This window comes from Methylomonas sp. 2BW1-5-20, assembly GCF_052474515.1.
The window spans coordinates 1,061,029-1,088,010 of record NZ_CP184127.1; the positions used below are offsets into that span (position 1 = coordinate 1,061,029).

At 51.2% G+C, this 26,982-nt stretch carries 24 protein-coding genes and 1 pseudogene; 13 read left to right on the forward strand and 12 right to left on the reverse strand.

What is annotated here, in order from left to right; translation table 11 throughout:
- The first annotated feature begins 183 nt into the window (after window positions 1-183).
- The gene (locus tag ACH50O_RS04865; RefSeq protein WP_446810911.1) at window positions 184-579 is read left to right on the forward strand and encodes a YciI family protein; all 396 of its coding nucleotides are present in this window, start codon (window positions 184-186) and stop codon (window positions 577-579) included.
- A 56-nt stretch (window positions 580-635) separates the two neighbouring features.
- Here ACH50O_RS04865 and ACH50O_RS04870 read toward each other — a convergent pair whose 3' ends face one another.
- Together ACH50O_RS04870 and ACH50O_RS04875 are read right to left on the reverse strand one after the other, a co-directional pair.
- A complete protein-coding gene (locus ACH50O_RS04870; protein ID WP_446810912.1) occupies window positions 636-836 on the reverse strand; it encodes a hypothetical protein in 201 nt (66 codons plus the stop codon).
- A gap of 76 nt (window positions 837-912) precedes the next feature.
- Window positions 913-1,416 (reverse strand): zeta toxin family protein, encoded by a 504-nt coding sequence (locus tag ACH50O_RS04875; protein ID WP_446810913.1) that lies wholly within the window; start codon window positions 1,414-1,416, stop codon window positions 913-915.
- 89 nt (window positions 1,417-1,505) lie between these two features.
- On the opposite strand from ACH50O_RS04875, the gene ACH50O_RS04880 reads away from it, so the two are divergent.
- Window positions 1,506-2,540 (forward strand): IS30 family transposase, encoded by a 1,035-nt coding sequence (locus ACH50O_RS04880; RefSeq protein WP_446809065.1) that lies wholly within the window; start codon window positions 1,506-1,508, stop codon window positions 2,538-2,540.
- 45 nt (window positions 2,541-2,585) lie between these two features.
- Here the strand turns inward: ACH50O_RS04880 and ACH50O_RS04885 are convergent, their stop codons facing one another.
- From ACH50O_RS04885 to ACH50O_RS04915, 7 genes and pseudogenes are all read right to left on the reverse strand, one after another.
- On the reverse strand, window positions 2,586-3,173 hold the full coding sequence (locus ACH50O_RS04885; protein WP_446810914.1) for a hypothetical protein: 588 nt from the start codon (window positions 3,171-3,173) through the stop codon (window positions 2,586-2,588).
- 4 nt (window positions 3,174-3,177) lie between these two features.
- A protein-coding gene (locus ACH50O_RS04890; protein WP_446807918.1) for an IS3 family transposase occupies window positions 3,178-4,337 on the reverse strand; the annotation gives its coding sequence in 2 pieces (ribosomal slippage) (window positions 3,178-4,064 and window positions 4,064-4,337; 1,161 coding nt in all).
- A gap of 29 nt (window positions 4,338-4,366) precedes the next feature.
- A pseudogene (locus ACH50O_RS04895) lies at window positions 4,367-6,916 on the reverse strand (HD domain-containing protein).
- Window positions 6,917-7,126: 210 nt separating this feature from the next.
- The gene (gene hepT, locus ACH50O_RS04900; protein ID WP_446810915.1) at window positions 7,127-7,555 is read right to left on the reverse strand and encodes a type VII toxin-antitoxin system HepT family RNase toxin; all 429 of its coding nucleotides are present in this window, start codon (window positions 7,553-7,555) and stop codon (window positions 7,127-7,129) included.
- The gene (gene mntA, locus ACH50O_RS04905) at window positions 7,536-7,916 is read right to left on the reverse strand and encodes a type VII toxin-antitoxin system MntA family adenylyltransferase antitoxin (protein WP_446810916.1); all 381 of its coding nucleotides are present in this window, start codon (window positions 7,914-7,916) and stop codon (window positions 7,536-7,538) included. The genes hepT and mntA overlap by 20 nt, the downstream gene beginning before the upstream one ends.
- A gap of 15 nt (window positions 7,917-7,931) precedes the next feature.
- On the reverse strand, window positions 7,932-10,748 hold the full coding sequence (uvrA, locus tag ACH50O_RS04910) for an excinuclease ABC subunit UvrA (RefSeq protein WP_446810917.1): 2,817 nt from the start codon (window positions 10,746-10,748) through the stop codon (window positions 7,932-7,934).
- A 126-nt stretch (window positions 10,749-10,874) separates the two neighbouring features.
- Window positions 10,875-13,004 carry a putative bifunctional diguanylate cyclase/phosphodiesterase gene (locus ACH50O_RS04915; protein ID WP_446810918.1) on the reverse strand — a complete coding sequence of 710 codons (2,130 nt, stop codon included), beginning with the start codon at window positions 13,002-13,004 and terminating at the stop codon, window positions 10,875-10,877.
- A 421-nt stretch (window positions 13,005-13,425) separates the two neighbouring features.
- On the opposite strand from ACH50O_RS04915, the gene ACH50O_RS04920 reads away from it, so the two are divergent.
- The 6 genes from ACH50O_RS04920 to ACH50O_RS04945 all read left to right on the forward strand — a co-directional run bounded on the left by ACH50O_RS04920 (window position 13,426) and on the right by ACH50O_RS04945 (window position 19,197).
- Window positions 13,426-14,811 (forward strand): MFS transporter, encoded by a 1,386-nt coding sequence (locus ACH50O_RS04920; RefSeq protein ID WP_446810919.1) that lies wholly within the window; start codon window positions 13,426-13,428, stop codon window positions 14,809-14,811.
- Between the two features lie 36 nt (window positions 14,812-14,847).
- Entirely contained in the window at window positions 14,848-15,309 is a 462-nt protein-coding gene (locus ACH50O_RS04925; protein ID WP_446810920.1) for a single-stranded DNA-binding protein, read from the forward strand.
- Between the two features lie 292 nt (window positions 15,310-15,601).
- Window positions 15,602-16,768, forward strand: coding sequence for an MlaE family ABC transporter permease (locus ACH50O_RS04930; RefSeq protein WP_446810921.1), 1,167 nt, complete (start codon window positions 15,602-15,604; stop codon window positions 16,766-16,768).
- Between the two features lie 3 nt (window positions 16,769-16,771).
- Complete coding sequence (locus ACH50O_RS04935; RefSeq protein ID WP_446810922.1) at window positions 16,772-17,563, forward strand: ABC transporter ATP-binding protein; 792 nt, start codon at window positions 16,772-16,774, stop codon at window positions 17,561-17,563.
- Window positions 17,560-18,552: an MlaD family protein gene (locus tag ACH50O_RS04940; RefSeq protein WP_446810923.1), complete on the forward strand. Its 993-nt coding sequence runs from the start codon at window positions 17,560-17,562 to the stop codon at window positions 18,550-18,552. The genes ACH50O_RS04935 and ACH50O_RS04940 overlap by 4 nt, the downstream gene beginning before the upstream one ends.
- Before the next feature lie 66 nt (window positions 18,553-18,618).
- Complete coding sequence (locus tag ACH50O_RS04945) at window positions 18,619-19,197, forward strand: PqiC family protein (RefSeq protein WP_446810924.1); 579 nt, start codon at window positions 18,619-18,621, stop codon at window positions 19,195-19,197.
- A gap of 61 nt (window positions 19,198-19,258) precedes the next feature.
- On the opposite strand, the gene ACH50O_RS04950 is transcribed toward ACH50O_RS04945, so the two are convergent.
- Window positions 19,259-19,567 carry a DUF6156 family protein gene (locus ACH50O_RS04950; protein ID WP_446810925.1) on the reverse strand — a complete coding sequence of 103 codons (309 nt, stop codon included), beginning with the start codon at window positions 19,565-19,567 and terminating at the stop codon, window positions 19,259-19,261.
- Window positions 19,568-19,825: 258 nt separating this feature from the next.
- On the opposite strand from ACH50O_RS04950, the gene ACH50O_RS04955 reads away from it, so the two are divergent.
- The 3 genes from ACH50O_RS04955 to ACH50O_RS04965 all read left to right on the forward strand — a co-directional run bounded on the left by ACH50O_RS04955 (window position 19,826) and on the right by ACH50O_RS04965 (window position 23,280).
- On the forward strand, window positions 19,826-21,181 hold the full coding sequence (locus ACH50O_RS04955; protein WP_446810926.1) for a (Fe-S)-binding protein: 1,356 nt from the start codon (window positions 19,826-19,828) through the stop codon (window positions 21,179-21,181).
- Between the two features lie 4 nt (window positions 21,182-21,185).
- Complete coding sequence (locus ACH50O_RS04960; protein WP_446810927.1) at window positions 21,186-22,892, forward strand: AAA family ATPase; 1,707 nt, start codon at window positions 21,186-21,188, stop codon at window positions 22,890-22,892.
- Between the two features lie 196 nt (window positions 22,893-23,088).
- Window positions 23,089-23,280: a hypothetical protein gene (locus tag ACH50O_RS04965; protein WP_446810928.1), complete on the forward strand. Its 192-nt coding sequence runs from the start codon at window positions 23,089-23,091 to the stop codon at window positions 23,278-23,280.
- Window positions 23,281-23,851: 571 nt separating this feature from the next.
- Here ACH50O_RS04965 and ACH50O_RS04970 read toward each other — a convergent pair.
- Both ACH50O_RS04970 and ACH50O_RS04975 read right to left on the reverse strand, forming a co-directional pair.
- Window positions 23,852-24,334, reverse strand: a complete 483-nt coding sequence (locus ACH50O_RS04970) for a hypothetical protein (RefSeq protein ID WP_446810929.1) — start codon at window positions 24,332-24,334, stop codon at window positions 23,852-23,854.
- 10 nt (window positions 24,335-24,344) lie between these two features.
- Complete coding sequence (locus ACH50O_RS04975; RefSeq protein ID WP_446810930.1) at window positions 24,345-24,608, reverse strand: hypothetical protein; 264 nt, start codon at window positions 24,606-24,608, stop codon at window positions 24,345-24,347.
- A 323-nt stretch (window positions 24,609-24,931) separates the two neighbouring features.
- On the opposite strand from ACH50O_RS04975, the gene ACH50O_RS04980 reads away from it, so the two are divergent.
- Window positions 24,932-25,309: a hypothetical protein gene (locus ACH50O_RS04980; RefSeq protein ID WP_446810931.1), complete on the forward strand. Its 378-nt coding sequence runs from the start codon at window positions 24,932-24,934 to the stop codon at window positions 25,307-25,309.
- Between the two features lie 867 nt (window positions 25,310-26,176).
- Complete coding sequence (locus ACH50O_RS04985) at window positions 26,177-26,839, forward strand: hypothetical protein (RefSeq protein ID WP_446810932.1); 663 nt, start codon at window positions 26,177-26,179, stop codon at window positions 26,837-26,839.
- The last annotated feature ends 143 nt before the right edge of the window (window positions 26,840-26,982 follow it).

The window sequence follows — 26,982 nt, forward strand, 5'->3', positions numbered from 1 at the left end:
AAGTAACAGCCGATACAGGTAAGCAAGCTGAATCAAGTCCCTGCCGACTATTAAGACTGTCAACGGTCTCCATAGTCTTTGCGGAATCGAATAATAATTTTTCGAGCCGTTGTCGATTTGGAAGCTTCCCAAACGACTATTTGAAGACAGTGTCCTTATCTTCAATCAACTCGGGAGAAAACCATGAAATATATTTGCTTCGGCTACTTGGACGTCGAAAACTGGACAAGTAAGCCGGAGGCCGAACAACTAGCCATGATCGACGCTTGCTTTGCCTACGACGCAATCCTGAAGAAAAACGGCAATTGGGTAAGCGGGGAAGGGCTGCAAGGCCCCAATACCGCCGTTACCTTACGCCATCGAAATGGCGAGGTGTTCCGCACCGACGGCCCTTACGCCGAAACCAAAGAGCTTTTGGGCGGACTGTTGATTTTGGAAGCGACGAATATGGACCACGCCATCCAGTTAATATCCAACCATCCGGGAACCAAGATGGGGCCTTGGGAAATTCGTCCAGCCGAGGATTTATCGGCCATGCTTGCTGCAAGCGAGAGGCGGCGGCTAACGGTGGGAGAGTAAACCATTTGGTAAAAACGATGGGTACTGATTTACCATGGCAGAACGAAGCCAGTATTTCATGATGTGGGGTCGGAAAGTACTTGTTTTAATTCCTCCGGCGCATCGTCGCCAATTGCAATGGGGCCTTTGCCGTCCCATTGCACCACGTATTGACCAAGGCGTCGTTTACGTTCCAAGGTTTTATTGACGGCGAGCTGTAAGCAATCCAGCATAGCTTGGGTTTCGGTGCTGAGGAAGGGTTTTGTTTGTTCGCTCATGGTCGTGCCTGTTGTTGTAACAAGAAAAAAAGTTCGGAATTGATTATTCCACGCGCCAATCCACATTGGTGGAAAACTAACTTGGGGACGCCGCGCTGTTCATGAAGCAACGGGTTTGATTGGTTCTGGGCGCGAAAAGATGTAGCAAATTATATAGGCTGCGCGGAAAACGCCGCGCCACATCCGCGTCCGGGATATTGTGGCCGCCGTGAGCAACCCGTTCTGCTACGCGCAAGCGAGACATTTCGGCGCTAGGCAAGGCCAGATAAACCAATTCCACCCGCCAACCTTCGGTTTGCAAGCGGTTTATCAATTTCAAGTAGCCGCGTCCGGCCAGTGTGGTTTCAAAGGCGAAATCCTGGCTAGCGGTTATACAATCTTCAATTTCGCGCAGGAACAAACGGCTGGCAGCGGCCAAATGTTCTTCCGGCGCCAGCGGCGACAGGCCGGCGGCTATCAAGTCGGCGTTGATGAAGCGTCGGCAGCCCGCCACCGAGGGCAGATATTCCAACGCGAAAGTGGTTTTACCCGCGCCGTTGGGGCCGGCGATTATCCAGCAGGTGGGCACTGTCTTCGTCACTTAAATTTTAGGTAATTACGTTCTAGCTTTTTAAATAGGGCGGATTCAAAACCGAAGTGCAACACCCCAAACACCAGTAAGGTATGCACATGGAATCCACCTCAAAACATTATCAACAGCTTCAGCCTGAAGATCGCATCACGATCAGCAGCCTGAAGCAACAAAACTACAGTCTTCGGGCGATAGCACGGGTTCTGCAACGGTCCGCCAGTACCATTAGCCGAGAGCTTCGTCGTAATGGTGCGGGCGATCATTACATCAGTGTCCAGGCACAGCAAACCTGTCAACGTCGTCGGCGTCAATCGCGTCCACGAGAGAAGCTGCATGCTGAGGGACTGCTGTTTGGCGTCGTCCAGTATTTTCTGCAACTTCGCTGGTCGCCGGAGCAGATCGCACTGGTGCTGGCACAGCTTTATCCCAAAGGCCATGAGTATCGCGTGTCACACGAAACCATTTACAACTGCATCTATGCGCAACCGGTCGGCGAACTAAAACGTGACCTGATTGCCTGCCTGCGCCAGGCTAAAAACAGACGTGTCCCCCGCAGCAAAGGACAAGACCGTCGCGGCCAGATACCCGACATGCTCAGCATCCATCTAAGACCACCCGACATCGAAGATCGCCAGTTTCCGGGACATTGGGAAGGCGACCTCATCAAAGGCGCGGCCAACGCCAGTGCGGTGGGTACCTTGGTGGAGCGGACCAGTCGCTTGCTAATGTTGATCAAACTACCCCATCCGCAGCCTGCCAGTGCCGCTAACGTGCTGCAAGCCTTTACCGACATGCTCAACCGCATTGCTCAACCAATGCGGTTGAGCATGACCTATGACCAAGGCCGCGAGATGGCTTTACACAAGCAGTTAACTGCGAATACCGGCATTGCCGTGTACTTCTGCGATCCCCATAGCCCTTGGCAGCGCGGCTCCAACGAAAATATGAACGGCTTGATCCGTCAGTATTTACCTAAGGGCACCGATCTATCAGGCTACACCCAGCAACAACTGGATACGATTGCCGATCAAATTAACGCTCGCCCTCGAAAAGGTCTTGGGGTACGCTGCCCGCTTGCTGTCTACAGGGAATTACTGCTGAACAGCTCACAACCGTCAAATCTCATTCATTAATAGCGTGGTGTTGCACTTCGGTTTTGAATCCGCCTAGGCCGAATGTCATGTGTAAAGCCAATCTTTAAAATGCCTCTTGGTTATTTCAACAATGCCTTTGTCTTTTAACCAAATCTTATACGGTGGTTTCAATTCCGAGTCCTGATATTTAGACCAATCAACTGCGAAATATTCATGTGCGGAGATTTTCATCCAACGGTCAGGTTTGTCGAAAGTCCTATCTTGTTTGTTCGAACAAACCAAATCCGTTATACAGCGAACAAAAGTATTTGCAAATTCAGAAAGTGGATCGTTCCTCGGTGCTTTCAGGCATTCTTTTACTAAAGGGTGAACATAATTTGCCGTTCTCAGAGGTGTCTGAACGGTGATTAAATCATTCGCGATCCCTTCATAAGGTAAAGTTTGAATGTACATCATCTCGCCAGTAATTGCTTTTGACATTGCCGTTATTACTTCATCATCAGGCCGACTAACATTCAATACAATCTGATTGTTATCTAGTGACAAACAACAGCATGAAAGAACGAAAGTGTTAAGTTGAGATTGTAAGTTTGGATTTTGAACGCCTCTCTTTTCCCATTCAACAATGTATGGAGGGAACTCAATATGATCTTGCCCGGATTTGACGGACACTCAACTAAGCGACTTTTTTAGCTTCAAAATTTTCCGGGCTGATATAGCCTAATTTGGAGTGAAGCCTTTTTCGATTGTAATACACTTCGATATATTCAAACACTTGGTACTTGGCGGCTGATCGGGTTAAAAACCGTTCGCCATGAATCGCCTCGACTTTAAAACTGTGGTTCCAGCTTTCCATGGCGGCGTTGTCATAGCAATCGCCTTTCTTGCTCATGCTGCAAATCAATTGGTGTTTGGTGAAAAGCTTCTGGTAGGCGGCAGAGCAATACTGGCTGCCTCGATCCGAATGGACAATGACGCCTTTAGGCATTCGGTGACGCCATAACGCCATGATCAGGGCATCACAAACCAACGTTGCCGTCATCCGTTCGGAAATGGCCCAACCGATCACTCGACGTGAATAAAGCTCAAGTACCACCGCTAAATACAGCCAACCTTCTTCCGTCCAAATATAGGTGATATCCGATACCCATTTTTGATCGGGGCCGTCTGCCGTGAAGTTTTGTTCCAACCGATTCGGGGCGACCGGTAACGAGTGGTTGCTGTTCGTTGTGGCTTTGTATTTCTTAGCCGCCTTCGCTCTCCAGCCATGGCTTCGCATGATCCTGGCTACCCGGTGTCGGCCTGCTGATTTTCCTTCGTCTTGTAGTCGCTGTGTAATTCTGGGTGAACCAGGACGGCCTTTCTCATCCTCAAAAATACGTTTAATCTCATTGGCTAGCCATTTATTCGCTTCGCCTCTATCGGAAAGTGGCCTGCACTTCCAGTCGTAGTAGCCACTCCGTGAGACCGTTAACAGGCGGCACATGAGTCCCACAGGGAATTGATCTTCATTAGCTTTGATCATGGCGTACTTCACTTGGGCTGTTTGGCAAAGTACGCTGCCGCCTTTTTTAAAAAGGCGACTTCCTCTTCCAGGCGGGTGTTTTCTCGTTTAAGCCGCGCCATTTCGGCCTGCTGTAGCTTTTGATCTTCGAAGGGCTGTCCTGTTTGGCGACGCTTGGCTCGCCAGTTGTACAGCATCGATTCGGCGAGCCCTAAATCTTTGGCCGCCTTTGGGATGCCATCCTTGTCGGCACGCTCCAGGGCTTGTTCTTTAAACTGCGCGGTATATTTGTTGCGGACAACGGGGATCTTTGATTCGTTTTGGGCTTTCATGATTTTCCTCGGGGTTAGAGATTACTCTCTTAGCCGAGTGTCCGATAGATCAGGGCAAGATCAATATGCTGATTTTCTATAGTCTTAAATTTCCAGTTTTCCTGGTCGCCGGATATGGTCAAAGTCGGAATTTCTGACATCCTTTGCCAGGAGACTTTTTCTCCAATATACAAAGGTATGCATACGTTTTGCCAAAGAGATTTCAAAGGAATGTAATGAGCCTCACCATTGTGAACTACTAGAAGTTTCCAGAATATTTCGCTAGATAAGTTTTTTGGCAAGTACTCGTTTATTAGTTTTAACCATATTCTTCCGGCTGACTGATGCACAATGTTGTTGAGCGCTTTCCATTTTGGCAAACGAGTAACATGTCTGAAATCATCTGCTGGCTCCCTTGCTGGCGTAATCTCAGGTTTTAAATCTGCCCTAACATCTATTGAGTAAGGATTGCACGCAATATGAGTTGGGCGTGAACCTAAATACATTTTCACTTCTAACTCATGTTGCCATTGCGGTCTTCCAGGTGATCCACAAAGTAAAATACCATCAATAGATATTTGCGACTGTTCTCTATAGTCAAGCTCAAAAGACTTACCTTCATATACAAGCGACAAATATTCTCGATTGTGTTTCGGAAGAACTTGCCAAGAAGCGACTTTGTTTTCTAGTGTAGGGAGTCCTTCATTGTCTATTAAAAACGATTCGTGAATGTGGCCATTTAAGCAGCTATCAATTTCATTAAAGTGCTGTGAGATAGTAATATACGATTCAATAGGTATACCCATTTTTTCCATTAAAGTGGGTAAATAAGACAGGGAGGTTTGAATTGCAATTTCCTCTTTTATTTCTTCAACTTTGCATTTTCCATATATTGGAAATTCGGTGTTTACTGCAAAATGTTTTAGTACAGTGATTAGCTTAACTCTGTCTGTCCATCTATCCAGGAATGATGGCTTTTTACGGGAAGTGATAGTTACAGTTGTACCAATATCTTGTGAATCAGAGCCTTTTTTGATAACAATTAATCCTCCTAAGCCGTTAATCTCTATGACTAACGGTTTACCATATTGTTTTCCTTGGCCATAATCTCGGCGGGTTTCGATTTTGATTCGATCACCTAGCATAAAACAAGACATAAAGCCGATGCCAAATTGGGAGCACGGGTCAAAATCAATCCTTTTTTTTCTGAAAGCTACTCGTTCTCGCTCAAAATCTGGTGAACGGTAAAAACTGCGGCCGGCTTTAGTAAAAAAGCGAGTGACGATATTTTCATCCATCCCCGCACCATTATCTTTACATTGGACGATCTCATAGCCGTTGTCATCCAGAGTGTGTAAAAAGTCTACCCGTCCATTGTTCCAGTCCATATCAGCACATGCGAATAACGCTTTTCTGTAACGGAGCGCATCCAATGAGTTTTGCAACAATTCTCTGAGGCAAACGTAAGGTCGGTTATAGAGTTTATCGGTCATCAGTAATTTGACGATTTCATTGCGTGATAAACTTATTTCAAGATCATGGCAGATGTAGCTGTTATTTTTAGGTTTTATCCTTGAACGGTCAGTGCTGGAAGGTAAAGAAAGCTTATAGCGTTGGAATTCTGCCGGGAATAACCGACATAAGTTTTGGCACTCGCTCAGTTCTTTATCAACCCAATCCATAAATTTGAAAGCGGCAGATTGATATGCAGGATGAGTGTATTCAGCTGTGTAACGAACTACGTTTTCGTTGATTTCCCATCCTAAAATTGCCCGATGTTTTTCCCATTCACGTAGGCTAATACTAGATGAAAAATGGATGGTTCGAAACAGCACATCTGGAGTTCGGTCGGCATCAAAATCTAAAATATCCGCAAGACGCAAAACAATAGCAATATAAGGTTAATTTATTTTATCTCGGCCAACTTGGCGGTCGTATAAGTAACCATGACCTGGTGTCAATTCATGAGTGTGAGAATAATGAGATTCGCACAATTTGGCTAAAATACTAGACAAGTTTATGCCATAAATTTCTAAACGTTTGTCTACGGAAAAGGTGTCAATAACATACTCGTATGATCTTTTGGCATGAGTTTCGCGCAGATAATCCGTTAACATGGCGGCTTCAAGCTCGGATAATAGTCCCGCCAAACGAGTCTTTTCATCATTTGTTATTTCTGCGTTTTGTAATTGCTCTTGAATCTCTTTTTGGTTGGGGTAATCGACGTACCAATTTTCACGAAAAAGCTGAAATTTTGGGTTAGAAGATAAATTACTGTATTCCACTTCAGTCATTACCATTCCCTGGTCATGATAATAAGCGGTTAAAATCAAAAGACACAGCTCAATTGAGTTTAATTGATCAACTGTTTTTCCCAATACCATTGCCATAATTTCAACGACACGCAGAAAATGGCTTTCATCATGTAGCGTATATTGAGGCGATGCTGTTGGCATCGCCTTCATTCTGTCTGCAGCTTCTTCGCAAATAGTCGGTATTATTTGAACAAGAGATTTTGCATTTTCATCATTTAAAATTTGAAGTTTTTTCCATAGGACTGTTTCTTCAATTCTTTTGATGTTAATTACCTTATTAGCCATATTTTGGTGATCTTAAGAGCGAGCAGTGTAAAGGTGTAGAAACTAGGGTGGCTTGCGCGAACTCGTTGTCGGAAATTTCTTTTCCTTGTTCCAACGCACTGCGTTGGAATGCGCAGTTTGACCGCGCTACGGTTATTATGGCATCGCAGCGTAGTGCTTTCGGGTTACGACGCAGTGCGCCGGTAACTAGAAAGGCTGGAACGATTAAACTCATTTCGGCTCACATTCATCCAACTTCTGTTGCCAAACCACCATCCACTCCTCCAAAATCGCATACTGCCTTTTGGTGACAATGGCTTGCACGATGCCGTCGTTGAGGTCCAGATAGTCGTGCACCAGCACATTGCGGAAGCCGAGGATTTTCATTAACTCGGCATGCTGATCGGCCGGCAAATCGCCGTGGCTTTTCAATTCGTCCAACGCTTCCCGCGACTGGCTGACTGTCAGCTGGTATTTTTGCTCCACGAAATAACGCGCCATACCAATGAAGGCTTCGATATAGACTTGTAGTGCGCGCTGTATCGCCAGCAGATCGCGTTCGGTCCAGGTGTTGGTATTTTCTTGGCCGTATTCGTTCAGGATACGCAGCATTTTGCGGCGGTGGCGCATCAGCGCCTGTTCATAGGCAATATCTCTCATAATCCTTTTCCCATTTCGACCAGATGCTTTGCTCGACGCGTCTGACATGCGGCACGTTGCGGTCGTACCATTTGACAGCCGACTGCAAGATGCCGACTTGCAGCAAGACCGGCGCGGTTTCCAGATCGACGATGCTGATTTGCTTGTAGCGTTTTAACTCGCGTTCGACTTCGGCTTCCAGCATTTGCGGACGCACCGCGCGTTCCAGCGGATCGGTCTCGAAGTCGCTGAAAATGACCGCAATGTCCCAATCGCTATCGGGCCGGGCGGTATTTTTGGCGCGGGAGCCGTACAGATAAATCGCATCGACTGCGGCATGAGCCTGAATCGCTTGGCTTATTTCTGCTTGCAGCTCGTTCATGGTTTCAGCGGTAATTCACGAAAAAAACCGCTGCAAATACGTCCCGGTATGCGACTTCTTATGCTTGGCAATCTGCTTAGGCGTGCCCTCCGCCACCAACATACCGCCGCCGCTGCCGCCTTCCGGGCCCATGTCTACAATCCAGTCGGCGGTTTTGATCACATCCAGATTGTGCTCGATGATGATCACGGTGTTGCCGTGGTCGCGCAGGGTGTGCAGCACCGTCAGCAATTGTTTGATGTCATGAAAGTGCAGACCGGTGGTCGGTTCGTCGAGAATGTAAAGAGTGGTGCCGGTGTCGCGCTTGGATAGCTCTTTCGCCAGTTTGACACGTTGCGCCTCGCCACCGGATAGGGTCACGGCGTTCTGGCCCAGCGTGATGTAACTCAAACCCACGTCGATCAAGGTTTGCAGCTTGCGGGTCAGGCTGGGTATCGCGGAGAAGAATTGGGTGGCGTCTTCCACGGTCATTTCCAGCACTTCGTGGATGGTCTTGCCTTTGTAGCGGACTTCCAGGGTTTCGCGGTTGTAGCGCTTGCCGTGGCAGATGTCGCAGGGCACGAAGATGTCCGGCAGAAAATGCATTTCAACTTTGATTACGCCGTCGCCGGCGCAGGCTTCGCAGCGGCCGCCTTTGACATTGAAACTAAAGCGGCCCGGCGTGTAGCCGCGCGAGCGGGCTTCCGGTGTTGCGGCAAACAGCTCGCGCACCGGGGTGAAAATGCCGGTATAAGTAGCCGGGTTGGAGCGTGGGGTGCGGCCAATCGGGCTTTGATCGATGTCCACCACCTTGTCGAATTGTTCCAGGCCTTCAATGGCTTCGCAGGGTGCCGGGATGCAGCTGGCGCCGTTGATCAACCGGGCGGCGTGGCTATATAAAGTATCGTTGATCAGCGTCGATTTGCCCGAACCCGAGACGCCGGTGACGCAGGTCATCAAACCCACCGGGAAGCTGACATCGACGTTTTGCAGATTATTGCCGCTGGCTTTGCGGATGGTGATCTGTTTGCTCGGATCGCGCGGCGTGGTTTTTTTGGGGATGTCTATGCTCAAGCCGCCGGACAAATATTGGCCGGTCAAGGAATTAGGGTCGGCCAGAATATGCGCCGGTGTACCTTGCGAGACGATTTGCCCGCCATGCACGCCGGCGCCGGGGCCGATGTCCACCACATGGTCGGCGGCGCGGATCGCGTCTTCGTCGTGTTCGACGACGATGACGGTGTTACCCAAGTCGCGCAATCGATACAGCGTGTTGAGCAAGCGTTCGTTGTCGCGCTGGTGCAAACCGATCGACGGTTCGTCCAGCACGTACATTACCCCTACCAGACCGGCGCCGATCTGGCTGGCCAAGCGGATACGTTGTGCTTCGCCACCGGACAGGGTGTCGGCACTGCGATCCAGGGTCAGATAATCCAAACCGACGTTAACCAGGAACTCCAGCCGCTCCTGAATTTCCTTGTTGATTTTGGCGGCGATTTCGCCGCGGTGGCCGGGGATATTCAGCCCCTGAAAAAAGCTCAAGGTTTGTTTAATCGGCAAGCGGGTGACGTGATGCAAGGGTTGCTCATCGACAAACACGTTGCGCGCACCTAGATTTAAACGGGCGCCGTCGCACACCGAGCAGGTTTGTTGTGCCAGGTATTTGGATAGCTCGTCGCGGACCATTTGCGAGTCGCTTTCGTGGTAACGGCGCTGCATATTCGGAATAATGCCTTCAAACGCATGCCGGCTGGCTTTGGGTTTGCCGTTACCCATCTGGAAGGTAAAGCTGATTTTTTCCTCGCCGCTGCCATACAGAATCGCGGCCTGAATATCCTTGGAAATATGCGAAAACGGCGCTTCCGGATCGAAATGGTAATGCTCCGCCAACGCGCAGATGATTTGGTAGTAATAGGCGTTACGTCGATCCCAACCGCGCACCGCGCCGCCCGCCAGGCTGATTTCCGGGTTATGTACCACCAGTTGTGGATCGAAATGCTGGCGCATGCCCAGGCCGTCGCAACTGGGGCAAGCACCTTTCGGGTTGTTGAAGGAAAAGATGCGCGGTTCCAGTTCGCTGAGGCTGTAGCCGCAATGCGGGCAGGCATAGCGCTCGGAGAACAGCAGTTGTTGATCGTTTTCCATTGAAGCGGCAATTGCCAGGCCTTCGGATAAGCGCAATGCGGTTTCGAAAGATTCGGCTAGCCGCAGTGCCATGTCTTCGCGGATTTTGAAGCGATCAACGATGACTTCAATGGTATGTTTTTTCTTTAAATCCAGGGCAGGGGGCTCGTCCAGTTCGTAGACTTCGCCGTCGATGCGGGCCCGTAAAAAACCCTGGGCCTTCAAATCTTCCAGCAGGAGCACGTGTTCGCCCTTGCGGTCGTTAACCACCGGCGCCAGCAGCATCCAGCGTTCGCCTTCCGGCTGGGCCAGCACTTGATCGACCATCTGGCTGACGGTTTGCGCTTCCAGGGATACGCCGTGCTCCGGGCAACGCGGAATGCCGACCCGCGCGTATAACAAGCGCAAGTAATCGTAAATCTCGGTGATGGTGCCGACCGTGGAGCGCGGATTATGCGAGGTGGATTTTTGCTCGATGGAAATCGCCGGCGACAAGCCTTCGATATGATCGACATCCGGCTTCTCCATCATCGACAGAAACTGCCGGGCGTAAGCTGAAAGCGATTCGACGTAGCGGCGCTGGCCTTCCGCATAAATGGTGTCGAAAGCCAACGAAGACTTCCCGGAACCGGACAGGCCGGTGATGACGATCAGCTTGTCGCGCGGCAAGTCTAGATCGATGTTTTTCAGATTATGAGTGCGGGCGCCGCGTATGCTGATGGTGTCCACTGTTGTGCATTCCTGGAGTTTTTAACAACTGGATACTATACGGGGAATGGTTCCAGTTGGGCAAAGGGGGATTTGTGTTTGACAGCGCTTAAGAGCCGTTTCCGGCTAATGCTGGATCTACCGTCTTTAAGATTGACCGTGCGTCCGCAGCAGTTCCATAAAGCTGGTTGCAGCCAAGGGTTTGCTGAAATAGTAGCCTTGCAGTTCGTCGCAACCCATGTCCCGCAAAGAAGAAAATTGATAAGCGGTTTCTACGCCCTCGGCGACCACTTTCAAGCCAAGGCTATGACCAAGTGCAATGATGGCCTTGAGAATCGCCATATTGGTGGATTCGGTTTCCAGATTGCCGACAAACACTTTGTCAATCTTCAGGCGGTCTACCGGAAAGTCCTTCAAATAGGCCATGCTGGAATAGCCGGTACCAAAATCGTCTATTGCCAGTTTGACGCCCAGCGCCTTCAAATCATGCAAGGTGTGGATGAAGTGCCGGGTATCGTGGACCAGACTGCTTTCGGTGATTTCCAATTCCAGGTGTTGCGGATCTATGCCGGTAATCTGCAATACAGACTGTACGGTGTTGATCAGATCGAGCTGGCGGAACTGCCTGGGAGAGACATTGACGGCGACCGGAAATGCCCAGCCGGTCGATTGCTGAAACTCGCAAGACTTGCGGCAGGCATTGATCAATACCCAGCGGCCGATCTCCTCGATTTGCCCGGTTTCTTCGGCGACCGGAATAAAGCTTAACGGCGAAATTAAGGACTCTCCGGGTGGTTGCCAGCGTATCAGCGCCTCGGCGCCGCAGATCTTGCCCGAAGCAAAATCCAATTTGGGTTGGTAATGCAGTATAAATTCTTCGTTTTCTATAGCGTGCCGCAGACGGTATTCGATCTCCATCCGTGCCGTTAACGCCCGGTTCAGCTCGCGGGTATAGAACTGAAAGTTATTGCGGCCGGAATGCTTGGCTTTATACATCGCCGAATCGGCGTGCTTGAGCAAGGTGTTCGGGTCTGAGCCGTCATCGGGATACATCGCAATGCCGATACTGCAGGACACGATAAAATCGCGATCTTCAATCACGCAGGGGGCGGCCACCGCAGCCAGGATACGGTGCATGGTCTGGGTGATATCCTCGACTTTTTGCAAACTGGTCAACAGCAGGACAAATTCGTCGCCGCCTAGCCGAACGACCGTATCCGACTCGCGCACGCAGCCGGCTAAACGTTCGGCCATGGTCACCAGCAACTGATCGCCGACATGATGGCCCATGCTGTCGTTGATGAGTTTGAATTGATCCAGGTCGAGAAACGCCACCGCCAGTTTGTTCGAGTAACGGTCGCAAAAGTGCATGCACTGTTGCAGCCTGTCCGCAAGCATGGTGCGATTCGGCAGACCGGTCAGGATGTCGTGCGTCGCCTGATATTCGATTTGCTGCTCGTATTGCTTGCGTTCGGAAATGTCCTCCACGGTGCCTTCGTAAAACAGCAGTTTGCCGTCCGGGTCGCGGACTTCGTGCGCGTTCTCGGTGATCCAGATAATATCGCCGTTTTTCCGGTAAACCTGTGCTTCAAAGTTGAGCACGCGGCCGTGGATCTTCATCATCGCGATATATTCGGCGCGCTTGTTGGGATCCACATACAGCTGGCGTTGAATATCGCTGATGGCGCGCATCAGGTCTTTCGTCGATTCGTATCCGTAAATTCGCGCCAAGGCCGGATTGAAATTCAGGTATTGTCCGGCGGGAGTGGTTTGGTAAATGCCTTCAATAGCGTTTTCGAAAATGGAGCGATAGCGATCTTCGGCTTCTTGCGCAAGGCGTTCGCTGTGCTTGCGGCGTGTGATGTCCTGTATGAAGCCTTCCAGCGCTTCCAATTCGCCCATATCGTTGAACAGCGGACCGCCACTTTCCTGAACCCAGCGAATGCCGCCATCGGCGTGTTTGATCCGGTATTCCAACTCGAAATGATCGCCGGAGCTCGCTGCGGCGTTAATCAGGTCCCGTACCCAGGCTCTATCGTCTTCCAGGGTCAGCGCTTCGTAGGTAATGTGCCGATTAAACAATAAATCTTCGGCGGCATAGCCGGTAAGTTCCTGGCAACCCTCGCTGACAAAGGCCATTGTCCAGTGTTCGTCCACTAGGCAGCAATACACCATACCTTTGAGATTGCTCATCAAAGTGCTTAACATACGCTCCCTGTCCTGCAGCAGTTTTTGCAGGGTGGGGCTTAAATTGCCGGGTATCTTGGAAAAAGGCATCTGCCTTAGAGTATTGGGTAGCAAGGATTAGTCTGATAATAGGTACGTCGGATGGTAAAGCAGGATTTGTGCCGACGGTAATATCTGTCTCATATTACCGAATTTGGCGCGACCGGGGCATTAAACCTGATAGGGCGATTGCGGCCAATGTTTATATTGGTGCGCCCGCACCAGATAGGTGCGCGAAATTGCAGTGCTTCGCGCTTACCCGGTGCGTTTGTAGCGGGAGCTTGTTTGACGGTTCAGCCTGATTTTTGCGATGGGTACATCATCGTCGTACTCGTAACGCTCAGGCAACGATTCTGGTAGATCGAAGTTGGGAGGTTTAATCGGCGCCAGGTGGCGGTCGTGAATTCCGGCGATTTGAATTAACTGGTACTATAGCCGCCTTTATCGATTTAAGGCAAAGGGGAGTTGGGGTTTGACACAGGTTCAGGATATTACCAGTCCGATGACGGCCATGGAGAAGCGGGCTACCGTATCGCTGGCCAGTATCTATGCGCTCAGAATGCTGGGCTTGTTCATGTTGTTGCCGGTACTGTCGCTGTTCACCGAACAAATGCCGGGATCGACGCCGAAGCTGGTAGGTTTGACGATGGGTATCTATGGCCTGACGCAAGCCATCCTGCAAATTCCGTTCGGTTTGTTGTCCGACCGTTTCAGCCGCAAGACCGTGATTGTGATCGGTTTGGTTTTGTTTGTGGCCGGTAGTGTTTGGGCGGCGCTGGCGACCGATATTTACGGGGTTTTGATCGGCCGCGCAATGCAAGGTTGCGGGGCGATTTCCGCCGCGGTAATGGCGTTGCTGGCCGACTTGACCCAGGAAGTGCATCGCACCAAAGCCATGGCCACCATCGGTGCCAGCATCGGCGTGTCGTTTGGCGTGGCCATTACGATGGGACCGGTAATCGCCCATCATTTCGGTATCGCCGGTATCTTCTGGATGATCGCGGTACTCGCTGCTTTAGCGATACTGGTGATTTTGTTCGTCGTGCCTAACCCGGAAAAAATTACCACGCACCGCGATGCCGAATATATTCCTTCCGAGCTTGGTTCCGTCATCAAAAATGCCGATCTGCTGCGGCTGAATTACGGCATTTTTGCCTTGCATTTAATCTTGATGGCCAGCTTCGTGGTGGTGCCGCTACTGATGCGCGATGCCGGTCTGCAAGGCGGCAGCCATTGGATGGTGTATCTGCCGGTGTTGGTCACGTCGATGGCGATGATTATCCCGTTCGTGATCATTGCCGAGAAAAAACGGCAAATGAAGAAAGTTTTTATCGGCGCGATTGTTACCTTGGTGATTGCCAACGTCGGCTTTGTAATGTTGCACGGCGAATTGATCGGCTTGATCGCCTGCTTGTGGATCTTCTTCTGTGGTTTTAATTTGTTGGAAGCGACTTTGCCGTCATTGATTTCCAAAACCGCGCCCGGCGATTTAAAAGGTACGGCCATGGGTATTTATTCCAGCGCCCAATTCCTTGGTGCGTTCTTGGGCGGTGGTGCCGGCGGCTGGTTGTACGGCGAATTCGGTGCGGCGGCGGTATTTATGTTTTCGGCGGGGATCGCCGCCAGCTGGATCCTGGTCGCCTTATTTATGTCGCCGCCACGTTATTGGGCCAACCTGCTGTTGCCGCTGCAAGCGGTTAAGCCGGAACGCGGCGAGGAATTTTCCAGACAATTGCTGGCAATCGACGGTATCGAGGAAGTGCGGCTGCATTTCGAAGAAAATGCCGCGTATTTGAAAGTCGATAACCAGCAGCTCGATAAAAACCAATTAGGTATTTTTTTAAAACAGTGGCAGTAAGACACAGTTCATCGCAATTTTTACACGGAGACAAACATGCTGAATAAAGTCATGCTGATCGGCCGCCTCGGCGCCGATCCGGAAGTACGTTATATGCCGAGCGGCGACGCCATCACGACCATCCGCTTGGCCACCAGCCGCCGTTGGAAAGACCGCAACACCAACGAGCGCAAGGAAGAAACCGAATGGCACCGCGTGGTATTTTTTAGCGGCTTGGCGAAAATAGCCGGCGAATACCTTAAGAAAGGCAGCCAATGCTACGTAGAAGGACGCATCCGCACGCAAAAGTGGCAGGGGCAGGACGGTCAGGAGCGCTATACGACTGAAATCGTTGCCGACAACATGCATATGCTGGACAGCAAAAGCGGCGGTACCGCCAGCTACTCGGACAACAATACGCCGCCGGCCAGCAGCTACGACAATCGCCCGTCCGCGCCTTCGGGCTCGCAATCGGCGCCGGCTGCGTACGACGATTTCGACGACGATATCCCGTTCTGACCCTTACCTTAGACAAGAATGTAAAGAAAGTGCAATCAAGCCTCTGTAAAAGAGGCTTTTTGCTATACCGGTCCTTGATTTTGCTTTCAGGCATCCGAGATCGAGCCAAGGGCTTGAGGTGATTTGCGTAACAAAGCCGCGAATTTTGCAAACCCTTAGCCGCTGGGCAAACCGGCCGAATCGGCGTGGAGCGAAACCGGATACCGCTTAAGATCGAGCACAAAAAATAGTATTGCTATGCGCGAGCGTTCTGAGCATACTTGTCCGCACGTATTACCGGTAAAAAACAAGGATGAAGACCTCAAAAAACCTACAGCCCGAAGCCGCCAGCGGCCCATCCTGCACTATCTCGACAAGTTGCCAACAGCAAATCTTGGACATTGCCCTCGGCGGCGACTGGGTATTGAGCGCGCGTTTGCCGGCATTGGAACCGGTGTTGGCTGAGATTGAAGCCGGCAATACGATCGAAAAACTAACATTTTCCACTACAAACCTGGGCCATTGGGACAGCATGCTGGTCACTGAAGTGATCAAGCTGATCGATTGCGCCTCCCGTAACGGCATAGCGGTCGATAAAACCACGCTGCCCGCGGCGATCCAAGGTTTGTTGAATCTGGTTAACGCGGTGCCGGAACGCGTCGATGCCCACCGCAATCAACAGCAAAGCTCCTGGGTACAGGCGCTAACGGTCGGTACCGGCAAGGCCATTCAGCATGGCAAGGAGATGCTGGTCTTCGTCGGCGAAATGGTGGTCAGTACCTTCGCCACGCTACGAGGGCAAGCCCACTTTCGGCGCCAGGACTTATGGCTGTATATTCAGGAATGCGGGCCGTCGGCGCTGCCCATCGTCACCTTGATCAGTTTATTGGTCGGTTTGATTCTGGCCTTCGTCGGCGCGGTGCAATTGTCTTTGTTCGGCGCCCAAATCTATATCGCCAACCTGGTTAGTCTGGGCATGACCCGGGAAATGGGCGGCTTGATGACCGCGATTATCATGTCCGGCCGCACCGGCGCCGCCTATGCCGCGCAGATCGGCACCATGCACGTCAACAGTGAAATCGATGCCCTGAAAACCATGAATCTGGACCCGATGGCGTTTTTGGTGCTGCCGCGCATGCTAGCCTTGATCATCATCATGCCGCTGTTGTGTCTGTATGCCGACTTGATGGGCATCATCGGCGGCGGTTTCGTCACGGTCAATTTTTTCGACGTCTCCTTAACCGAATACATGGATCGCACGGCGAGCGCGGTCAAGATGAAGGACTTTATCATCGGCTTCGTCAAATGCTCTGTGTTCGGGATTTTGATCGCGCTGTCGGGTTGCATGCGCGGTATGCAATGCGGCCGTAGTGCATCTGCAGTCGGCGATGCCGGCACTTCGGCGGTGGTGACCGCCATCGTGTTCATCGTGGTTGCGGACTCGGTGATGACCGTCATCTGCAACCGGCTGGGGATATAAGCCATGGCCGAGCCTTGTATTACGGTAAAAGACCTGACCATGACTTACGGCGATTTCGTGATTCAGCACGATCTGAATTTTACGATCAATCGCGGCGATGTGTTTATCATCATGGGTGGCAACGGTTGCGGTAAGACCACCTTGCTGCGGCACATGATAGGCTTGAAAGAACCGGCGCGCGGCGATGTTTGTTACGGCGCGCAAGGGCTGTGGCAAGCCGACCCGAAGACGCGGCAGCAAATTTTGGCGCGCACCGGCGTGCTGTTTCAAAGCGGCGCCTTGTTGAGTTCGATGACGCTGGCCGAAAACGTGGCCCTGCCGATTACCGAGGCCACGCAATTGCCGGCAAAAAAAGTGCGCGAGATTGTTTCCTACAAACTGGCCTTGGTCGGATTGGCCGGGTTTGAAGATTATTATCCTTCCGAACTCAGCGGCGGCATGCAAAAGCGCGCCGGTCTGGCGCGGGCTATGGCTTTGGACCCGGAAATCCTGTTTTTCGACGAACCTTCCGCCGGACTGGATCCGATCACCGCCAAACTGCTGGACGATCTGATTCTGAGTTTGAGCAGCGCTTTGTCGGCCACCATCGTCGTGGTTACCCACGATCTGGACAGTATTTTTGCTATTGGCAACAACTCGGTGTTTTTGGATGCCGAAACCCGCACCAATATCGACGGCGGTCCGCCGCAAAAATTGCTGCATGAATCCAAACACCCCAACGTGATTCGATTTTTGAATCGCGGCGACCAAACCGAGCAAACCAGTAACAATCGACACATGAGGAGTCCGGCGTGAGCAAACAGGCCAATCCACTCGCCATCGGCGCATTTTTGGTCGGCGCGGTGACTTTGCTGACGTTGGGGGTGATGATCTTTGGCGGCAGCGATTTTTTCAAGGATAAAAAACGCTTCGTGATTTTTTTCGACTCGGCGCTGAATGGCTTGAATGTCGGCGCGCCGGTTAAATTACAGGGCGTGCAGATCGGTAATGTCAGCGAGATTTCGTTGATGATGGACTCCGATACCCGGCGTATCTTCAAACCGGTGGTGATCGAAATTGATCCGGCGCTGTTGCGCGATCTGTCCGGGCAGGACTCCCACAGCCATAACGAAAAACAACGTTGGCAGGATGCGAAGCGATTGATCGATGCCGGCTTGAAAGGGCGCCTGGAGACGCAGAGTTTGCTGACCGGCCTGTTGTATGTGGACTTGAATTTTTACAGCGACAAGCCGGTCAATCTGGTTCAGCTGGATTACAAAAACTTGCCGGAACTGCCTAGCGTACCGACGACAGTCGACGAAATCCGCAATACGGCCGACGAAATCTTCAACAGAGTGCGTCAATTGCCGTTGGAGGATATTACGAAAAATATGGCGGAGACCTTGAATGCGATGCACAGCTTGTTGGAGTCGGACGACACCAAGAAGTCTGTCGCCGCGCTGGCTAAATCCTTGCAGGAGACCCAGCGCCTGATGGGTTCGCTCAACGACCAAATCGGACCGCTTATGGCTAACGCCAACGGCGCTCTGACCGAGACCCGTACCACCTTGCAGGACTTTAACAAAGAGTTGTTGCCGGTGTTGAAAGCCGCCGAACAAAGTTTGAGCGCCGCGACCAAGATTTTGAATGAATCGCAAAATACGCTGAATGCCGTGGAGACCCTGGCGACGCCGGATTCGCAACTGGGTCAGGCGTTGGTGGAAATGCGCAACGCCTCGCGCTCCTTGAAGGATTTGACCGAGTCGCTGGAACGGCGGCCGGAGTCGCTGATATACGGCAAATAGGGCGAATCTATCTGCTCAGTCGCTGGATAGGTCTCTTTAAAGGTATTTCCGCCAAACCGGATGAATATGAAACATTTAATTTATTTATCGACGCTACTTTCTCTGCTGTTGCTCAACGCTTGCAGTAGTACGCCCATCCAGTTTTATATGCTGAATGCCGAATCCGGCGCGCCGGCGGCCACTGCGCTGCCGGCCGGCAGCGTGTTGGGCTTGGGCCCGATTCATTTACCGGCATATCTGGACCGGCCGCAATTGGTTACCGCGCTGAGCGCGCATCAGTACCAACTGGACGAACACAATCGCTGGGCGGAACGGCTGGACGAAAACATCCTCAGAGCTTTAAGCCAGTCCCTATCCAAGCAACTGGGCGTGGATCAAGTGGTTCGTTATCCGTGGTCGCCACGTCAACACGTCGACTACCAACTCAGCTTCGACATCTTGGAGTTACACCAAGCCGCCGCCGGCCAAAGCAGGCTATCGGTGCAATGGCAATTGAAAAAAGCCGAACAGGCTGCTATCGGTAAACGCTTCGAATGCACGGAAGCTGCCGCGGATAATGCGGAAGCCATCGTCACCGCGCAAAGCCGTTGTTTGGCCCGGCTTAGCGAGGAATTGGCCAACGCGGTACGCCAGTCCGCACCCTAAGTCGCGTAGGGCAGGCCCGCCTTTTATGCCAGAGCGGAATTGCTGAGCACAAGCCCTTGGCTTAACCCGCCGCCAACGGCGCGCCCGTGTCGTCGAAGCGCAATACATCGATCTCGCCGTCGGCATCGGTAATTTCCGCTTCCGCCAGGATGCCGTTAGGGTGGTAGGTGTAGACATGGCGCAATTCCACATCGCCGTATACCAGTTTTTCCAACAGCAGCAGGCGCTGATCGGTATCGTAACAGCCGCGGAAATAGGTATTGCGGTTTTCCAGATGGCTTTCGTCTTCCAATTCGTTGACCAGTTTTAAAGGTAGTTTCACGCCGCTATAGCTGATGAAGTAGCGGCAGTCGCAGTTTTCCAATTCCACGTCGGTATTCCAAGGTTAAAAAACCAATTCCCGCAATATTTGTGCCGAAATAGCCGGCGCGAATTGCCTGGCTTTGCCGGCCATTTAACCTGACAACTCTGTGGTAAATAAGTCGCCGTTGCCGTGGATTGTCGGGTTTGCTACATCTCGAATTGCTTGAATTTGCGGCGGCGGCTCAGCAACTAAGCTTATTCGCTCCGAATCGGTCTCGCTGGCTTTGTTTTTGCTTGGACTAGGTTTTTAATCAGCCTAGTGCCTATGAAACTGTTTCTGGATTGGTCGTCTTACGAAAACGCCGGAATGGGCGATGCCTATGCCGATATTCCCAAGCATGGCGCCGATTTCGCCAAAGCCGTGGCGGTGTGTATCGGTAGCCGGCAATGCGAGCGGGATGCCAAGGGTGTGATGTGTCCGAGCTTTAGGATCACGCAAAATCCCGGTTTGTCGCCGGGCGGCCGGGTGAAAGCCTTGAAAGCGGCCTTGAACGCGGATAACGACACTGCTTTTTTCAATCCCGATTTAGCCGAAACCATGGCCTTGTGCGTCAGTTGCAAGGGCTGCAAGCGCGAGTGCGAGAACGAAGTGGACATGGCTTTGATCAAGGCCGAGTTTCTGGCGCAGCAGGTACAGCGCAACGGCCTGACGCTACGGCGGCGGCTATGGGCGGAGTTACCGAAACTACTGCGTTGGCGCGGACTCGGTTCCTTGATCAATTGGCGAAATCGGTCTCCCATGCTGGCGCGTCTAGGCGAAGCCTGGCTGGGTATCAGCGCCAAAGTCCGGCTGCCGGAGCCGGCGGCACAACCGTTTCAGATGCCCAGACAATCCGAGTTGATATTGCATCCGGAATTGGCCGACAAGCAAGTCGTGTTGCTGGTGGATACCTTCAATTACTACTTCAATCCGGCCGCCGCCGAAGCCGCTAAAAAACTGCTGAATACCGCCGGCTATCATGTGCATATTGCCACCCCCTTAGCCGACGACGAGCAGGATAGGCCGCTATGTTGCGGCCGGACTTATTTTTCCAACGGTCTGATAGACAAAGCCCGTGCCGAAGCGACGCGCATGGTCACGGCGCTGGCCGATCATGTCGCCGCCGGCCGTACCATAATTGGCCTGGAGCCGTCCTGCATCCTCAGTTTACGCGATGAATATTTAAAGCTGGGTTTGGGCGAGCCGGCACAAAAACTGGCGGAAAAGATCTTGCTGTTGGAAGAGTTTATCGTCCGCGAACAAGCCGGCAAACGCTGGCCTATCGAGTTTCAAGCCATTCCCGGCGTCAACAGCTTGCTGTTGCACGGCCACTGCCATCAAAAAGCCGTTGGCGCGATCAAGTCGGTACGCAAGCTGCTGAAACAACTGCCGGATCTTAAGTTCGAACTGATCGAATCGTCCTGCTGCGGCATGGCCGGCAATTTCGGCGTCGAAGCCGAGCATTACGACCAAGCCCAAGCCATGGCCGAGCTTGCTTTATTTCCGGCATTGCGCGCCGAACCCGATGCGCTACTGGTCAGCAACGGTTTTTCTTGTCAGCAGCAGATCGGCAATGGCGGCTTCGCCAAGCCGCTGCATTTAGCCGAAGTACTTTGTTTAGCCTTACCGTCACAGGACTGATGCGATGAAATTAACCATAGACAAACGTCATCTCGAACAACTGCTTACCGATCACCCGCGCTTACAGAGTCTGAGCGATCAACTACGGTTGGGCAATAAAGCCCAGGTCTCGTTCGATCAACTCAGCAGCAACGAACTGGCCAGCCTGGCGGGAATTTATCAGCAAGCCGGCGAAGCCTTGCAGCAACAAGCGGCCTTGTTGGCGGCCTTGCAACAAGCCATGGCCGATAACACCAAACGCTACAACGCCGAGCAATTGGAGATGTTGTTGCCGGACATCGCCCAGTATTTGCTGGACGGAGCGATACGTGGCTGGTTTTTTCAGGTGGTGGGCGGCGGCTGTACCTTGGCGTATCTGATCACCCGCCTGGATTACACGCCGCCCGGCGAGGAAGAGGCCGGCCGGATATTGATCGAATTAAAAGCCAACAGCAAAGGCAAAATCGCCAACGAGACCTTGATCATCCGCGGCAAGGACCTGGCCGATAAAACCATACCGGAAATTTTTGCCGGCAAGGGCTATTTAAAAGAAACCCCGGAATTGATCGCCAGTTACGACGAGGCCTCCAGCCGCTATTTCGACTGGCGCGCCCGCTACGGCGAACAGTTTTCCGGCTGGGGTACCGGCCATTACGCCGAAGACCCTACCGCCAGCCACCGCAGCAACGATTGGACTCGTAAAAACACCGTGGTGCTGTCGTCCGGCGGCGGCGCCTGCCGTTTGGTCAACGACGAAAACATTCTGGCCGACCGCGCGTTAAGCCTGGATGCCTCCGGCGATATTTTCGGCAACTATCTGCGCAAGGCCGGCAAAAGCATGCGTTACGACAGCAAAACCGAAAGCGCGATGGAAGCCAGCAAGGCCGAGATTACCAAAGGCTTGTTCACGGAGTTGCCGGTACACGGTTACATCCTGCTGTTTCATCTGGAATTGCATCACCATGTCTGGGTGCATGTCGACGATCTGCGGCCCTATGTTTATCAGCCGGAGTTGAAAACCAAGCTGATCCTGCCGCCGGAGCAGACCGACTTGATCGACATTCTCACCGCCGAAATGGATATGTTGATGGACGATATTGTCGAAGGCAAATCCGGCGGCACCACGGTGCTGTGCGCCGGCCCGGCCGGCGTGGGCAAGACCTTGACCGCCGAAGTGTATTCGGAAATCATCAAGCGGCCCTTGTACCGGGTGCATTCCGGTCAGTTGGGATTGAACGTGGCCGAGATGGAAAAAACCCTGAAGGACACCTTGATCCGCGCTCAGCGCTGGGGCGCAGTGATGTTGATCGACGAAGCCGACGTTTACATTAAAAAGCGGGCCGACAATCTGGCGTCCAATGCCGTGGTCGGGGTGTTTTTGCGGGTGCTGGAATATTTCAACGGCCTGCTGTTTCTGACCACCAACCGGGTGGACGACATCGACGAAGCCATTATTTCCCGCTGCATCGCTATGCTGCGCTATCACTCCCCGGACCATGAAGATCGCTGCAAAATCTGGCGGGTGATGACCGAACAATTTGCCTTGCCGGTTGAAGAAAGCCTGATAGACGAACTGGCCGCCATCTTTCCCGGCGCCACCGGCCGCGACATCAAGGGCCTGACCAAACTGGTCGCCAAGTTCTGCCAGCAAAAACAACTGGCGCCGGAATTGGAAGTGTTCAAGCGCTGTTCGGTGTTTAGAGGCTTGGAATTACTGGACGAAGCCGCCTAGTTTAAAAACCGAGCGGCGATTGATGTAAAGCGGCGGTTTATAGGCTTCGTAGCCGGTTGAGTAATATACATTAGAGATAATACTGTTTTATTAAGTAAAACAATAAATTGCCGGTTGCGGGTATTGTTGATTTTTAATAAGCGGATATAGTGAAAGCGAGTTTTCGTTTCGACCGAAAAACGGTCCTGGAGGCCAAATGAAGATCGCTAAGTTAGGAAATACCGGCATCGCCATGCTGATTGTGGTCATGGCCGGCTTGCTGGACATAATCCCGATGGGATTGGTCTTTTCCATATTGCTGTTCGCGGCCTTGATGCGCGGCAGCCTGATGTTAATTGAAAAAGCCATCGATACCGGGGCGCAAGCTAAGGAAATTGATCGGCATTGATTGGGGTTTTATAACCCGAATAAATATCGTCGCTCGCGCGTAGGAAATTGCGCTACCCCCCTCTCCTTACGGGAGAGGGTTGGGGTGAGGGGAATCAATAAACTATCGTTTTATCTACCCTCATCCTAACCTTCTCCCAGAGGGAGAAGTGACTGTTTTGAAAGCTTCCGGCGGTAGCCGAGGATTTCTAATCTTCCCCTTACAGTTTACAAGAATTGACCCGCCGCACACTGGCCAGGGTATCGCCGCCAATTGCCAGCAGCAATTTCCCGCTCTGAGCACAAACAATCCGGTTCGGAGCTCGGCCATTCTGCTAAATAGGCGAAACGTCGAGCCAATTTGCCGCAACGATTTAGCCGCGCAGCAAAACGGCCGAGAAATTTTCCGAAATGTTTCGGCTCGCGGCGAAAACAGCCGAGCTTTTTGCTCGGCCGTTCTCCGAAAAAGCGCGGACATTCTCCCAGCGAGTTCGGATGTCCGAGCAATTTTGCGAAATGGCCGAGCTTATAGCGCGGACGCCGAGGAAAATAACTCGATCACCCGGCCTCCAAGGCGGAACGCTGCCGTATTATCAGCCGGAAGCGCTGGCTGGCGCAGTGGCTGCCGGGTTAGAAGTCTTGCGCGCGAAGCGCCGACTGAGACCGTCCAAGTGTTGTTCCAACGCGCCGTTCTTGCCCGCCAGTTTCGCCGCCTGATACACCAGCAAGGACTGGCTATAGGCATCGCTGCCCACCGCGATAAACGTATCTTCCAACTTACCCAGTAATTGGCGCAGCGCCAATACCAGCGGTTCCAATTGCTTAACCAGCGCCACGTCGCGCCGGTATTCGTCGATATCGAAACTGCGCGGCAATATCTCGGGATTTTGCCCGACCAACACCAAACCTTGATCGACAAAGGCCCGGCTTTTATCGCCAAGCTTGGGCAGCGTGCGGCGGTCCTCGGCGGTTAAATCGATTAAAAACGGCAGTTGCTGATGAAACTGCTGAATCAAACCCAGCAGATTTTGTTGTTGGTCGGCGGATAATTCGCCCTGGACTAAATCGGTATTCATAGTCGCTCCTTTATTGAAAATAACAACCGGAATCGACCGGCAACCGAACGGCGGCGCGGCGGTATCCCGGATAAGATAAGGGGAGGTGGGGCAGACGACGCGGGGCGAACAGTTCGCCCGTGGTCGCCGACAACCGCTGAGTATCGGAATAGGAATAAACGCCTAAACTGATTCGCCAGAAGTTGTCGGGCAGAGTATAGAAAAGCTTGGCGAAGGATTCAAATCGATAGCCGGTTATTGGCCGAGAAAATTTGCTTGTTCCGTCTTGATCCAAGCGCGGCACCCGTTAGTAAGAACAACCGAGGCTTGATGTTGATCGTTTTGCTAACGGGTGTGTTGAGTACTCGATATGGCATCCGCTGCTGGTTTTCGCGGAAGAATTCCACATGTCTCGATCCTGAACAGGAAGTTGACCGTCGGGAATGTTGCTTTAAGGTATCATTGTGTCAGTGAATTGGTATTTACGACCCACTCCAGTCATTCGGATATGGATTTAAGCCTACCGAAACCAGTCATTGGTAAAGTAACAATATAGAAACATTGCGGCGAAATGTCTTTATTTTTCATTAAAAATAAACAAAGTTATCTGGGGTTTTTATGTCTAAAAAGTTGGATTGGGAAAAACACAATAAACAAATAAATGTGGACAAAAAAGGAGCAACCCCTTTAGTAACTGATATATCACCAACAGGTTCTCGTGCAGATCAATTACGATTTGAAATCCCAAAATCAGAGATTAAAGAAAGAGCAGAAACATTTAGGACAAAGTTGCAAAATCAACTATCAGAATTAAACGGTAGTGTAGATAAAAATACCATTTATAAAAATATTATTAGAATTCTTTCAAGCTGGTATGCTATGGACGCCAGTTCTTTAAATGATCCAACCGCGAAAATTGCAAAAGATAAATTACTGAAATCAGGCTTGAAGTATGAATTTAAAAAAATCAGAAGCAAGAAAACAAAATGCCGCTGATAATAGAAAATAATTCTTATTGTATTATTACTGCAAGGTTGTCTTTTTATATTCACCAGCCGAATGTGAAAGTCATTATGCTAAATAACACAATATGTCTGTGTTGCTTAATAAGAAATTGATAAACATTAGCGATTTGTACTTGCCGAGCAGTTATTTTACAAATAAACTTTTGTTCAAAATTCGGCAAATAATAATTGAAAATTAGTGTCCGCTTTTAGCAATTCTGGATTAACAAATATACCAATCGCGACAGGCGGCAATTGGCCGTTTTCGTATATTTAATTTATCCCATATTCCGAAATACTTGGACCATATCGTTGTCCTGGTGTCCATATTCATTAGTAGTGGTTTAGTTCGGTGCCGGTATTGGCCGATAGCGGAAATGTGCCGGCATGTATCCCTTGGAATGGACTGGCGATATTTCCGAAGCGTTCGAGTTAGGCGAATTGGATGATTGAAATGTTTTCAAATGGCGGATAGCGCTCCGCTTATTCGCCCTTGCGGCAAATTCTTGCCGCTTGTTAGTTTCTCGATGTATTGGAGGTCTCAATGTACGGCGGTCATCAGGAAAACCGTTAAGTGGCGTCGGCGTTGCCTAATGTTAGAGGACATCGATTTGTCATGGGAGATGATCACGGCATCTAGCAAACATCCTTAGTTGGAAAGACCTCGGAAAATGGAAAATAACGCACGCTAAGCCTTGTTACACCTGGCGCGTAAGCCGATAAGTCATTGCAGCTATTCATGCAGATTTTGATAACTCAAAAATATCTCCTGAAATTATTGGGCCGACATGCGCACATAAACTTGGTCATTTGGCGTGTTAATTGCTCCAGGAAAATTATGTAGTCTAGGAGTAAGAAAATGAGCATCCAAGGTCTAAACAACATCTCATCCTCTTACGGAGCACTATTACAATCATCCGTCAGGCGGCAAGCAGCGCCGGCAAGCGCAGGAATAGCAGCAAAAAATGCCGATACGATTAGCATTTCCAATGCAGCACGCGAAGCCCTCGCCGCTTCGAATAATTCAGCTTCCGCTGCTACTGCGGATGCCGACCAATCGATTGAATCCCGTCTTGCTGCCATCAGAGCTAAGGGGCCTGTGAATAGATCCCAGGAAGACCAGGATTTTCTTTTCGCCAACGACAAGAAGCTTGCAGAAATCACTTCCCAAGGCAAGTCGCCCGATCAACTCACCGCAGAAGAAATCGATTACGTGCAAAAGGCGACCGGACTTGTTAATACCATGGCAAACCTCAGTCCAGCGGAAAAGTCGCTTTATAACAAGGCTGTAGCCAGCGGCAACACCGAGGCGGCTGCTGGAATCGGCCAGATCGGGCTGATCCGCATGATGGGCAACACCGCCAGCGGTGCGAACGGCACGACTTATGATCCGCTCAGTACGGAAATTACGCCTGCCAATATTGAAAAATATTTCAGTAATAGCATCGTCGATCCAACCGGTAACGCCCAATCCAAATTCCAAGTCTTGATACAGTTTCTGAAAGCCAATCCAGCGGCTTGAGAGCATTGTCCAAGCTATCACTCGATAAATGCTGAATGAAAATTCGAGTAGGACAGTAGGATGCGCTGAACAGCGTGAAGCGCATCGTTCGCGATTGATGCGGTTCGTAAACTCACCAAACTCTAGGTCGGCATTTGGCTGGA